Below are 12,505 nucleotides of genomic sequence, written 5' to 3' on the forward strand. Positions count from 1 at the left end.
TTTGACACCGTCCGCTTCGAATCGCACCGAGGTCACATGCCCGCCATCGCCTATCTGGAGTGTTCCCGCTGCCACGCGCGCCTGCGTGCCGATGTGCCCCAGACGCTCTGCACGGCATGCATCGATCAGCCGGCGGGCGCCTTGTACGTGCGTTATGACCTCAACCCGCTGGCAGGGACTTCGCCGCTTGATGTGGTCGGGGCACGGCAAGGCGAGCCATGGTCGGGCATGTGGCGCTATCACGCGGTGCTTCCCGATGCGATACCCGTCACGCTCGGTGAAGGATGGACGCCGATGCTGCGCAGCAGGCGCTACGCGAATCTGTTTCTCAAGGAGGAAGGCGCCAACCCCACGGGGTCGTTCAAGGCGCGTGGCCTGGCACTGGCGGTGACCATGGCCCGGCACTACGGGCTGAAGAAACTGGCCATTCCGTCCGCGGGCAACGCGGCGGGCGCGCTGGCGGCGTATGCCACGGCGTCTGGCATCGAGGCCCATATCTTCATGCCGCGCGATGTTCCCCTCGCCAACATCGTGGAGGCGACGGCCTATGGGGCCAAGGTGACGCTGGTCGATGGCGTCATCTCCGATTGCGCGCGCATCGTCGGCGAACGCAAGCAAGCCGAGGGCTGGTTCGACGTTTCCACGCTCAAGGAGCCATTCCGCGTCGAGGGCAAGAAGACGATGGGCTATGAGCTCGTCGAGCAACTGGGTTGGGAATATCCGGATGCGGTTTTCTATCCCACCGGCGGTGGCGTCGGGCTGATCGGCATGTGGAAGGCGTTTGACGAGCTGGAACAACTCGGCTGGGTGAAGCCGGGCAGGCGGCCTCGCATGTACGCGATCCAGTCGACCGGCTGCGCCCCGGTGGTCCGAGCCTTCAACGAGGGTGCTGCCGTCAGCCAGATGTGGACATCGCCTCAGACCGCCGCTTCAGGCCTTCGCGTGCCCAAAGCCTATGGCGACTACATCATTCTCGATGCGCTTCGTGCGTCGGGCGGCAAGGCTGTCGCGGTGTCGGACGAAGAGACCTTTGCCTCGCTCAAGGATTGGGCCGCGGAAGAGGGTGTTTTCCTGTCGCCCGAGGGTGCTGCCGCCATGGCAGCCTACGCCCGGCTCATCGCGTCCGGCGAGCTGAAACCGTCGGATCGCATCGTCGTGTTCAACACGGGCTCGGGCCTCAAGTACACCGAAGTGATCGCCGATGCGCTGGGCCTGTCTGCAGCCGAACGCCGATGACGCGTGCGTGGCACGTGATGGGTGCCTGGTATCGCGCTTGTGGCCCGCATCGCCTGATCATGTAAACGTTGTGATAGGTACGGCGTTTTCATGCTCTGTGGCCTGGCTTCGCCGCATGGTTCGCGCCAGTCGCTGCGCGTTTCGCATGGTCTTCTAGCGCATGCTTAACGCGGCTTGTGATTGCTTAGGCATCGAATACGTCAACACGGTGAGTTTTCCCTATGCATGACGCGCCAACGAATCCATTGGATACCTGGAGCAGGCAGGTGATCGCCCAGATCGATGCAGCGATAGCCCAGTCTGCGATGGTGGATGTGTCCGCCATCGGCAAGGCGTTGTCCCAGGCCTCGCGTTGGCCCGGATGTCCCCGCGTCGCCGATCTCTCGCCCGACGGCGTCACTCCCTCGTATCGACGCATCGTGCTTCGCACCGAGGGTGAGCGGCCTTACGAGGCGCTGCTCATTCTCTGGCCGGCCGAGCACGTGACGCCCATCCACGATCACCAGGGGCTGTGGGGGCTTGAATACGTGCTCGACGGCGTGCTCGAGGTGCAGTCGTACGAACTGCTGCCGAGCCCTGCCATCCACCTGGAGCCGCGCGAGACGATCGTTGCGGGCGTGGGCGATTACCTCACGTTCTCCACCTCGGACTATGCGCATCGCTGTCGCAACTTCTCAAAGAGCCGCCAGGCGCTGACCCTGCATGTCTATGGCGGCAGCCTCGACTCGTATCGAAGCTTCCATGCCGATGGTGATGCGTGGTCGTGCGAGCATCATCAATCGGCGAGGGAGGAAGTTCCTGTTTGATGTCGCCACCGGCCGATACGCCGGGTTGCGGGGTTCGCGCCCCGCACCCGGAAGGTTGTGGACGAGCCGCGGTGGCTACGCCCGCGCTAAGCCCAATGCCTGGCTAGTGCAAGTTCGCGCCGATCCTGCGCCGGTGGTACAGCGTAGACCGTCTCATAGCCACGCAAGCAGCGGCGAGGCGCAAAGAAGCAAGCCGACCCCTACGATGAAGGCCAGCCCCGGGCCGCGATACTTGCTGAGCGCCGGCACCTTCCAGACCAGCCATGCCGGGATCAGGCAGCCAAGCAGGCCGAAGATCGGGCTGCTGATGGTGGTGAACAGGAGTACGGGCAGGTTGCCCTCGATGGCTCCCCAGGCGAGCAGGATCGCGAGCACCATCACGCCGCGGCCTATCCAGGGCAGGGGAATGCGCTGCGGATCGGTCCAGCGGCTGAGCAAGTTCACCAGCAGGCCCTGCGCCGCCTCGCGGAAGCCGAGGTATACGCCGAAGAACGCCGTCATGACCGCAAAGATGTTGAGTACGACGCCGACGATGCTGGCCCAGCTGCCGGGAAAGATCTGCGCGGTGATCGCCAGCGCCGAGATGTTCTGCTGGTAGGCCGAAGCGGCTTCGCCATGGCTCATGGCAAGCGTGAACGACAGGGCATAGAAAAAGACGGTGACGAACAGGATGCCGAAGGCGATGTTCATGGCGCGCAGCGCCTTGTGCCTGGCCACGGCCGGGGAGCGCTCGCGGGCCCGGTAGGAAATCACCATCGGGCTCAAGGTCTGGATGAACAGGATCGAGGTAAGCGTGAAGGGCAGGGTGATCACCGCGTTCTTGGCCAGCTGCGGCGTGGGTGGCACAGTGCCGAGGTTGGCGAGGTCCCAGCGGGGAATCATGAAAAAGCCCAGCGCCGCCACGATCAGCAGCTTGGTCAGCACCAGCAGCGACGAGATGCGAAATAGCGCGCGCTCGCCGCGCGAGGCCAGTGCAACCAGCAGCACGATCAGGAGCAGGCCGTACCAGGCGTGGTTCGACCACAGTGCGTGGGTGATGCCGAAGCTGTGCAGGTAGGACGCACTGTCGCGCGTGATGGCGATGGCGTAGACGAACATCCAGATCGTCAGCATGACGAAGTACAGCAGGCCCAGCGCCGTACCCCAGCCACGACCGAGATAGCTCGCGATCATGCCCGGGTAGGTCTGGCTGACCGGGGCGTCCGCCAGTGTGTTGATGAACAGGCGTTGGAACAGGTACATGCCCGGATAGCCGATCACGGCCGACAGCAGGAACACCCACAGGCCCATCAGGCCGACCTGCACCGGCAGGAACACGATGCCCGCGCCGATGGCCATGCCGATGTTCATCATCACCCAGCCGACGTCGGTGCTGTCGAATCGAGTGGCGGCGCGCCACTGCGCGTCGGTCATGGATGTCGATGGCGTCGTTTCAAGCGTGGTCATGCGTCAGCCCGGGGAGCGGCCTTGGGGCCGGGCATTATGCAGGGCGGTGGCGGCCAGCCTGATGGCCATTCCTCATGTGCTTAGACACATCCATCCATATGACGGCATGACATCGGCATGACTCGCCGCAGCTTGCAGCATGCGCCTTGCCGGGCGCGCTGCAGGCTGCGGCGGACTCGTCCCGAGGACGAACATCACGCCGGGCTGGCGTGATGAATCACCATTGGTAGCGCGCGGTTGCCATCACCGTGAGCTTGGCCCCGTAGTAACAGAACATGTAGCTGGAGCAGTAGGAGACGTAAGTCTTGTTGAACAGATTGTTGGCGTTCAAGCCAAACATCCACGGTCCGACGCTGTAATGCGCCGCGGCATCGACAAGGGTATGTTGGGGCACGGTCAGCGTGTTGTCCGCACTGCCATAGCTCTTTCCGACGTAGCGCACGCCCAGGCCGAATCCGAGCTTGTCGAGTGCGCCGCCGTCAATGGTGTAGTCGCCCCAGGCGGAGGCCATTTGCGTCGGTTGCGCGGTCGGGTGCTTACCCTGGTCGGCATCGTTGGAGCGAAGCACGGTCTGGTAAAGGTGCGAGTACGACGCCAGCAGGCTGAAGTTCTTGGTGATCTCCGCGTGCCCTTCGATCTCGACGCCGCGCGATCGCACCTCGCCCGTTTGCACCTGGTAGTTGACGTGCAGCGGGTCGGCGGTCAGCACGTTGGTTTCGCGCAGGTCGTACAAGGCCGCTGTGATGTACGCACGCATGCCGATCGGCTGGTATTTCACGCCGAGCTCGTACTGCTTGCCCAGCGTGGGCGCGAATGAGCTGCCCGTCCAGCTGTTGCCGGTCTGAGGCTGGAACGAGGTCGAATAGCTGAGATAGGGCGCGATACCGTTGTCGAACTTGTAGTTGAGGGCAGTTCGCCAGGTGAATGCATGATCACGCTGATCGGTGGATGAGGACACCTCGCCAGTGGTCGCGCTTTGCTGCGTATCCAGCGTGTGGGCCCAGTCGAATCGGCCGCCCAGGGTGAGCAACCAACGATCCAGGCGCACCTGGTCCTGGAAGTAGCCGCCCAACTGGGAAAGGCGCGTGGACTGGTTCAGCGTGACGGGAACGTTGGGGATGTCGCTGAAATCCGGATCGTAGATGTCGATCGCGTCCGTGCCGAAGTACGCGCCGCCTCGATGGATGTGGTTGTAGAGGTATTGATAGTCCACGCCGGCCAGCAGCGTGTGCTGCAGTCCGCCGGTGCTGAAGTCGACCTGCACCTGGTTGTCCAGCGTGTACTGGCCCATGTGCTCCTTGTTGATGTTGCCCCAGTAGTAGCCGGTGCGCTTATCGGCGTTCAACAGGCTGGACAGCGAGGTCTGGTAGTAGTCGACGTCGTCGTGCAGGTAACGAAGGTTCTGCCGGAACTGCACGTTGTCGTTGAAGCGGTGCTCGAACAGATAGCCAGCTGAATACTGCGTGCGCGAGAAATGGTCGCGTTCGGGATCGCCCAGGTAATGATCCGGGTTGATCTTGCCATTGGGGTTGTAGAGCACCGAGCCGTAGGCCGGCAGCGGATTGAAAAGTCCACCCTGGGGATCGCGCTGGACGCTGCTGAGCAGGGTAAGGCTGGTGGCTTCGCTGGGTCGCCAGGTGAGTGCCGGCGCGATGCCGAAGCGCTGATCGCCGATGTGGTCGGTCTGCGTGTCGGAATCCCGGGCCAGGCCCGTAACGCGATAGAGCCACTGGCCATTGGCGTCCAGCGGCCCACCGAAGTCGAAGCCAAGCTGGCGGCGATCGTAGTTGCCGATACTCAGCTCCACCGAATGCAAGGGATCCTCGGTGGGCCGCTTGCTCACCATGTCGACGACACCTCCCGGGCTGGCCTGCCCGTAGAGCACGGACGCCGGGCCGCGCAGCACGTCGATGCGTTCGAGGAAGTAGGGATCGATGCGCGGGTTGGCAAACCAGGTGGTTCGGTTCAACTTCATGCCATCGAGATACGAGTCGGCATCGAAGCCCCGGATGCTGAGCTGGTCAAAGCGCAGGTCGTTGTCCTGGCTGGAGGCGGCAGGGACGTAGCGCAAGGCCTGGTCCAAGGTCTGCACGCCCTGCGCATCCATCTGCTGGCGCGTGATCACGGTGACCGACTGGGGATTGTCGATCAGCGCGGTATCCGTCTTGCTGCCTGCGCTGCTACGCAAGGCGACGTAACCGGCCACGGGTTGATCCGCCTTTTCCTTGTCGGTTTTCTCGGTGACATGGACGGTGGCCAGCTGTTTGGCATCGTCCTGCTGCGCCGATGCGGCGGTGCTCCAGCAGGAGGCCAAGGCCAGGGCCAGTGCGGATGTCGTGAACGTGCGGCCGGTCGTCAAGCTGGACGGCATGAAGGGTACCCCTGGAAGAAATCGAAATAAGAATCCTTCTTATTTAACTTGATGCTTCCGGAGCCGTGTGGCCAAATAGCGATGAGAATCCGCCACTGATTGGCCAGTTCTCATCCTTTTCTGGACATGGCTGCACATGGACAACATCTGGCGGCAACGCTTCGGTGCGGACTATCAACGGCAGAAGTGGCCGGTCATGGCCTGGGCCAACACCTATCAAGGCGGGGAGCGCCAGATCTGGCACAGCCACGAGCAGGGCCAACTGGTCGCGCCGACACAGGGAGTGGTGCGCGTGCTGACATCGGTGGGGGCGTGGGCGGTTACCCCCTTGCACGCGCTGTGGATTGCGCCGGGCGTCGATCATGAGTTGCACATGGTCGGCTCGGTCGCGTTGAGTACGCTGCGCGTGGAACCCGATGCTGCGCCGTGGTTGTGGCGTGAGTGCAGCCTGCTCGCGGTCACTCCGCTTTTGCGCGAGCTCTTGCTTAGCATGGCGCGCGACCCTTTCGAGTACGAGGCGCAGGACGATGCTGCGCTGATGGCACCCTTGGCCTTGCGCTGCCTGCAGACCGCGCAGCTTGTCGATCATGGACGGCTTCCCCTGCCGCGCGACAAGCGCCTGCTGCAGGTATGCGAACTGTTGATCCAGAGCCCTGGCAGCGAGAACACGCTCGAGCAGATCAGCGCACAAGTGGGCGCAAGCACACGCACCATGACCCGCCTGTTCAAGCAGGAGACCGGTTTGACCTTCGGTCAATGGCGTCAACAGGCCATGCTGTCGGAAGCCGTCTGCCAGCTCTCGCTCGGCCAGTCGGTTTCCAAGGTCGCACGCTATCTTGGATACACCCATACCAACGCGTTCAGCGCCATGTTCCGGCGCGTACTGGGCGTGCCCCCGCTTCGCTACATGCGAGGCGCGACCTAGAGCGCTGCCGATCCGGCGGGATCGGAGCAAGCCGCTTCAAGAGGGACGTGGGGCTGGGCGTTGCACGCCTTTGGGAGGCCGTGCCAGCCATGGTCCTGTAGTGACCGGAAGGGGCCTGCTTGACCCTGGACCTTGATCTATGGTCTAGACTTTCGGGCATGAACACACCCCATGCCTCCATGACCATCGGCGCCGTCGCCAAGCGGGCCGGCGTTGCCATCGACACCATCCGCTACTACGAGCGCGAAGGCTTGTTGCCGGAGCCGTTGCGGCGCGCATCGGGCTACCGCAGCTATGACGAGGGCGTGGTGCAGCAGCTGCTTTTCATCCGGCGGGCCAAGGATCTGGGCTTTACGCTGGAGGAAATCCGCGAACTGCTGGCGCTCTCGGCCGATCGCCATCGTGGCGTGAAGGCGGTGAAGCATCGTGCGCAGGAGCGGCTCGCGGCGATCGAGGCGCGCATCGCCGAACTCACCCGCGTGCGTGACGGGTTGGAGCAGCTGATCGACGCCTGCCCGGGCCACGGCTCGCCCGAGCAGTGCCCGATTCTGCGTGCGCTGACCGGACAGGAGCCGCAGGCATGAGCATGGAAAAGCATGACTGCTGCAGCGCGAAGCCGGCGGCAGCGGAACCCGCGGTGAAGTCCTGCTGCGGTGGTGCGTCAGCGTCGACGGAGCATGCCCATCATGGGCATCATGGCGCGTCGCAGGATCACGTCGCGCAGGCAGCGAAGGACCCGGTGTGTGGCATGAGCGTGGACCCGTCCACGGCCGCTCATCGCGCCGAGCATGACGGGCACGCCTATTACTTCTGCGCGCAACGCTGCAAGGAGAAATTCCTTGCCGATCCGGCCCGCTATCTGCAGCCGCCCGCGAAACCGGCGCCTGCGCTGGCCGGCGCGGTCTACACCTGCCCAATGCATCCGGAGGTGCAGCAGGTCGGACCCGGCCATTGCCCCAAGTGCGGCATGGCGCTGGAGCCGATGATGCCCAGCCTCGACGAGGACGACGGGCACGAACTGCGCGCCATGTCGCGCCGTTTCTGGATCCTGGCCGTGCTGACCCTGCCGGTGTTCGTGCTGGCGATGGGGCCGCATCTGTTCGGCTGGCACCTGCCGATGCCGTGGGATGGTGTGGCCGGCTGGGGCGAGGCCATGCTCGCCACCGTAGTTGTGCTGTGGGGCGGCGCACCGTTCTTCGCGCGCGGCTGGCAATCGCTCAGGCCGTGGTCGCCGAACATGTACACGCTGATCGCCTTGGGTACTGGCGTGGCCTGGCTCTACAGCGTGGTGGCGTTCCTGGCGCCATCGCTGTTTCCGCAGGGCTTCCACGATGCGCACGGGCGCGTCGGCGTCTATTTCGAATCGGCCGCGGTGATCGTCACCCTGGTGACGCTTGGCGATTTCCTCGAGCTGCGCGCACGCCGCCGCACCAGCGCCGCGCTGAAGGGGTTGCTGGGCCTTGCGCCGAAGACGGCGCGACGTGTCGCCCGTGATGGCAGTGAGCACGACGTTCCGCTGGACGAGGTGCATCCCGGCGACATGCTTCGCGTGCGGCCCGGCGAGAGGGTGCCGGTCGATGGCGTGGTCACCGAGGGCAGCAGCCATGTCGACGAATCCATGCTCACCGGCGAGCCTTTGCCGGTCGGCAAGCGCCTGGGCGAACGGGTGACCGGTGGCACCATCAACCAGGACGGTGCGCTGCTGATGCGTGCGGACAAGGTCGGCGCCGAAACCATGCTGGCGCAGATCGTTGCGCTGGTTGCGCAGGCCCAGCGCAGCAAGGCGCCATTGCAGCGCGTGGCCGATCGCGTGGCCGCATGGTTCGTGCCCGCCGTAGTCGCCGTGGCGGCGCTGGCCTTCGTGCTGTGGGCCTCGCTGGGCCCCGATCCGCGCCTGGCCCACGCGCTGATCGCCGCGGTGTCCGTGTTGATCATTGCTTGTCCGTGCGCGCTGGGGCTGGCCACGCCGATCTCGATCATGGTCGCCAGCGGCCGCGCCGCGCAGAACGGCGTGCTGTTCCGCGACGCCGCGGCGATCGAATCGTTGCGCAGCATCGACACGCTGGTGGTGGACAAGACCGGCACGCTCACCGAGGGCCGGCCCTCGCTGCAGGACGTGGTGAGCCTTGGCGCCCGTCCGTTCGACCAGTTGCTGGCACTGGCGGCTGCGCTGGAGCGTCCCAGCGAGCATCCGCTGGCCCGCGCGATCCTCGATGGCGCCCAGTCGCGTGGCATCGCCGTACCGGCAGTGGAGGACTTCCGCTCGATGACTGGCGCCGGCGTGGAAGGCGTCGTGCACGGGCATGCCGTGGCGCTGGGCAATCGCCAGCTGCTGGCGAACATCGGCGTGACCGCCACGCCGGCGGTGCTGGATCGCGCCGATATCCTGCGTGCACAGGGCGCGACCGTGATGTTCCTGGTCGTCGATGGCGTGCTGGAAGGCCTGCTGGCGGTGGCCGACCGCGTAAAGGCGAGCACGCCTCGGGCGATTGACGACCTGCATGCAGCCGGCTTGCGCATCGTGATGTTGACCGGCGACAACGCCGTCACCGCGAAGGCGGTCGCGGGCGAACTGGGCATCGACGAGGTGCATGCCGATGTATCGCCGGCCGACAAGGCCGCCGTGGTGCGCTCACTGCGTGCTCAGGGACACCGCGTGGCCATGGCGGGCGATGGCATCAACGACGCACCGGCGTTGGCGGTGGCCGACGTCGGCATTGCCATGGGCAGCGGTACCGACATCGCCATGGAGAGCGCGCAGGTGACGCTGGTGAAGGGCGAACTCACCGCCATCGTGCGGGCGCGGGCGCTGTCGCAGGCGACCGTGCGCAATATTCGCCAGAACCTGTTCTTTGCCTTCGTCTACAACGCGGTGGGTGTTCCGCTGGCGGCCGGGCTGCTCTATCCATTGCTTGGCGTGATGCTGTCGCCGATGGTGGCGGCACTGGCGATGAGCCTGTCCTCGGTGTCGGTGGTGGGCAACGCACTGCGGCTGCGCCACGCTCCACTGTGATGCTTGTCACCTGCGATGGCTGACGGCGCATGCTGCCGGCCGGTCCGGGCGATGGGGATGATGGCTCCCGCACCATGGGGGTGCGGGAGGCTTTCACATGAACATCATCCATGACACGCGCAGCACGCTGGACAAGTACCTGCCGTTGCTGGTCGGACTGCTGGTCGCGCTGCTGGCCGGCCGCGCGCTGAAGAAAATGTTCTGGACCGCCTTTGGCATGTACTGGGCGTTGCGGGCCAGCGGCATCCATTTCTGAGCCTGAGGCTTCCGCGCTCGCCATCGCGGCCTGCGGCGGAATGGCGGGCAAGCGCGGGTCATGCTTTAAACTGCGCGATCAGACCGCTCCCGGGAAGCCCTCCGATGTCCGCCAGCCGCGCCCTAGTCGAACGCTATTACGATGCCTTCAACCGCGCCGACTGGGAGGCCATGCTCGACTGCCTCACCGACGATGTGGCGCATGACATCAACCAGGGGCAACGTGAAACCGGGCGCGACACGTTCCGCCGTTTCCTCGAGCGCATGAACCGCAGCTACCGCGAGCAGCTGCGCGACATCGTCATCATGGCCAGCACGGACGACGGCCGCGTCGCCGCCGAATACGTGGTGCACGGACAGTACCTTGCCGACGACGAAGGCCTGCCGCCGGCGCACGGCCAACGCTACGTGCTGCCGGGCGGCGCGTTCTTCGCCGTCCGTGATGGCCGCATTGCGCGGATCAGCAATTACTACAACCTGCAGGACTGGATCAGCCAGGTCTCCGGCGGCTGAGCCATGGACGTGCGCATCGTCACCAGCATGGGCGAGGCGGTGAGGCCGCACCTGGAGGCATTGGCGCAGCTGCGCATCCGCGTGTTCCGCGATTATCCCTACCTGTACGACGGCGACATGAGCTACGAGCGCCAGTACCTGGAGGCCTATGCGCGCTCGCGGCGCAGCGTGTTCGTGCTGGTACTCGATGGCGACAAGGTGGTGGGCTGCTCCACCGGCATTCCGCTGGCCGACGAGATCCCCGCGATACAGCAACCGTTCGTCAAGCGCGGCATGCTGCTCAACGAAGTGTTCTATTTCGGCGAGTCGGTGCTGCTGCCGGATTATCGGGGGCAGGGCCTGGGACACCGCTTCTTCAAGCTGCGCGAGGCGCACGCGCGCCATGTTCCGGGCGTGCGCTGGACTGCCTTCTGCGCGGTGGAACGGGCCGCCAACGATCCGCGCCAGCCCGCCGGCTACCGTACCAACGACGCGTTCTGGGCCAAGCGCGGCTACGAGCGCCAGGACGACATGTTCTGCACGCTGGACTGGACCGAGGTCGGCGCCATCGCGCCGAGTACCCACCTGTTGCGTTTCTGGCTGCGCCAGCTGGACGCCTGAAGACCCGTTTCCCCAATATGACCCGTACTCTCGACGAATGGCTGGCCTACCAGGAACACGTGAACGTGCGCAGCATCGAGCTGGGGCTCGATCGCGTGCGGGAGGTATGGCAGCGCATGGGCGCACCGGCGCCGGCGCGGCGTGTGATCACGGTGGGAGGCACCAACGGCAAGGGCTCCACCGTGGCCATGCTCGAGGGCATGCTGGCCGCGGCGGGCCAGCGGGTGGGCTGCTACACCTCCCCGCACCTGCTGCATTACCGCGAGCGCATCCGCATCGAAGGCGTCGACGCCAGTGACGAGGCGCTGATCGGCAGCTTCGAGCGCATCGAGGCCGCACGCGGCGAGATCCCGCTGACCTATTTCGAGTTCGGCACGCTGGCCGCACTGGACCTGTTCTCGCGCGCCGGGCTGGACGTCGCCGTGCTTGAAGTGGGCCTCGGCGGCCGGCTCGATGCGGTGAACCTGGTGGATGCCGACGTGGCCATCATCACCACGGTGGACCTGGACCACATGGACTGGCTCGGGCCCGATCGCGACAGCATCGGCGTCGAAAAGGCCGGCATCGCGCGGGCAGGGCACCCGGCGATCGTCGGCGAAAACGAGCCGCCGGCCGGCCTGCTTGGTGCCTTGCAGCGCATCGGTGCACAGGTGGAGCGCGCCGGTATCGACTTCACCGCCGAGCGCCTGGCCCATGGCTGGCGCTGGCAGCACCGCGACGGCACGAGGCTGAATCTTCCCGCCCCCGCGCTGGAGGCCCCGGTGCAATACGCCAATGCCGCCGCCGCGGTGGCGGCCATTCATGCGCTGCGCGGCATCGATGCACCACTCGCCACCTGTGACCTGGGCGCAATGGCCGCGGCCGGCATCCGCACGGCCCGGGTGGCCGGTCGCCTGCAGTCACTGGGCGGCGACCCCGCCCTGATCGTCGACGTGGGTCACAACCCGCAGGCGGCCCGGGCGCTGGCGCAATGGCTGGACGCACACCCCGGCGGGCGCGTACACGCGGTCTATGGCGCACTGTCCGACAAGGACGTCGGTGGCGTGATCAGCGCCCTGGGCGAGCGTATCGACCACTGGCATCTGGCGGGGCTGGAACACGACACGCCGCGTGGACTTTCGGCGCACGTGCTGGCCGGGCAGCTGGCGCTGGCGTTGCCCGAGGCCCGCCACGACCTGCACGACAACGTCGGTGCCGCGCTGGATGCGGCCCTCCGGCTGGCCCGACCCGGCGAGCGCGTGCTCGCCTTCGGCTCGTGTTTCGTGGCGGCCGCGGTGCTTGCTGAATCGGCTGCACGGAAGTCGGCCTGAGAGGCGACGCGGGCAGGTATAATCGCGCCC

General features: G+C 65.7%; 11 protein-coding genes. 9 read left to right on the forward strand and 2 right to left on the reverse strand.

Annotation, left to right across the window (positions count from 1 at the left end; genetic code table 11):
- Positions 1-36 precede the first annotated feature (36 nt).
- Both DVU99_RS01580 and DVU99_RS01585 read left to right on the forward strand, forming a co-directional pair.
- A complete protein-coding gene (locus DVU99_RS01580) occupies positions 37-1,236 on the forward strand; it encodes a threonine synthase (RefSeq protein ID WP_114238448.1) in 1,200 nt (399 codons plus the stop codon).
- Positions 1,237-1,502: 266 nt separating this feature from the next.
- Positions 1,503-2,042 (forward strand): cysteine dioxygenase family protein, encoded by a 540-nt coding sequence (locus DVU99_RS01585; RefSeq protein ID WP_157971320.1) that lies wholly within the window; start codon positions 1,503-1,505, stop codon positions 2,040-2,042.
- Positions 2,043-2,195: 153 nt separating this feature from the next.
- On the opposite strand, the gene DVU99_RS01590 is transcribed toward DVU99_RS01585, so the two are convergent.
- Both DVU99_RS01590 and DVU99_RS01595 read right to left on the reverse strand, forming a co-directional pair.
- Positions 2,196-3,488 carry an aromatic amino acid transport family protein gene (locus tag DVU99_RS01590; RefSeq protein ID WP_198670149.1) on the reverse strand — a complete coding sequence of 431 codons (1,293 nt, stop codon included), beginning with the start codon at positions 3,486-3,488 and terminating at the stop codon, positions 2,196-2,198.
- Between the two features lie 217 nt (positions 3,489-3,705).
- Positions 3,706-5,859, reverse strand: coding sequence for a TonB-dependent siderophore receptor (locus DVU99_RS01595; RefSeq protein WP_114238451.1), 2,154 nt, complete (start codon positions 5,857-5,859; stop codon positions 3,706-3,708).
- 136 nt (positions 5,860-5,995) lie between these two features.
- On the opposite strand from DVU99_RS01595, the gene DVU99_RS01600 reads away from it, so the two are divergent.
- From DVU99_RS01600 to folC, 7 genes are all read left to right on the forward strand, one after another.
- Entirely contained in the window at positions 5,996-6,784 is a 789-nt protein-coding gene (locus DVU99_RS01600) for a helix-turn-helix domain-containing protein (protein ID WP_114238452.1), read from the forward strand.
- A 158-nt stretch (positions 6,785-6,942) separates the two neighbouring features.
- Entirely contained in the window at positions 6,943-7,368 is a 426-nt protein-coding gene (locus DVU99_RS01605) for a heavy metal-responsive transcriptional regulator (protein ID WP_114238453.1), read from the forward strand.
- 2 nt (positions 7,369-7,370) lie between these two features.
- Positions 7,371-9,797 (forward strand): heavy metal translocating P-type ATPase, encoded by a 2,427-nt coding sequence (locus tag DVU99_RS01610; RefSeq protein ID WP_114238600.1) that lies wholly within the window; start codon positions 7,371-7,373, stop codon positions 9,795-9,797.
- A gap of 97 nt (positions 9,798-9,894) precedes the next feature.
- A complete protein-coding gene (locus DVU99_RS19895; RefSeq protein ID WP_198670150.1) occupies positions 9,895-10,053 on the forward strand; it encodes a hypothetical protein in 159 nt (52 codons plus the stop codon).
- A 104-nt stretch (positions 10,054-10,157) separates the two neighbouring features.
- Positions 10,158-10,565 (forward strand): ketosteroid isomerase-related protein, encoded by a 408-nt coding sequence (locus tag DVU99_RS01615; RefSeq protein ID WP_114238454.1) that lies wholly within the window; start codon positions 10,158-10,160, stop codon positions 10,563-10,565.
- 3 nt (positions 10,566-10,568) lie between these two features.
- Positions 10,569-11,165 carry a GNAT family N-acetyltransferase gene (locus DVU99_RS01620; protein ID WP_114238455.1) on the forward strand — a complete coding sequence of 199 codons (597 nt, stop codon included), beginning with the start codon at positions 10,569-10,571 and terminating at the stop codon, positions 11,163-11,165.
- On the forward strand, positions 11,162-12,475 hold the full coding sequence (folC, locus tag DVU99_RS01625; protein ID WP_255412904.1) for a bifunctional tetrahydrofolate synthase/dihydrofolate synthase: 1,314 nt from the start codon (positions 11,162-11,164) through the stop codon (positions 12,473-12,475). Before DVU99_RS01620 ends, folC begins: the two co-directional genes overlap by 4 nt.
- Positions 12,476-12,505: the final 30 nt, after the last annotated feature.

Origin of the sequence: Dyella sp. C9, from assembly GCF_003332825.1 — a bacterium.
Lineage (GTDB): Bacteria > Pseudomonadota > Gammaproteobacteria > Xanthomonadales > Rhodanobacteraceae > Dyella.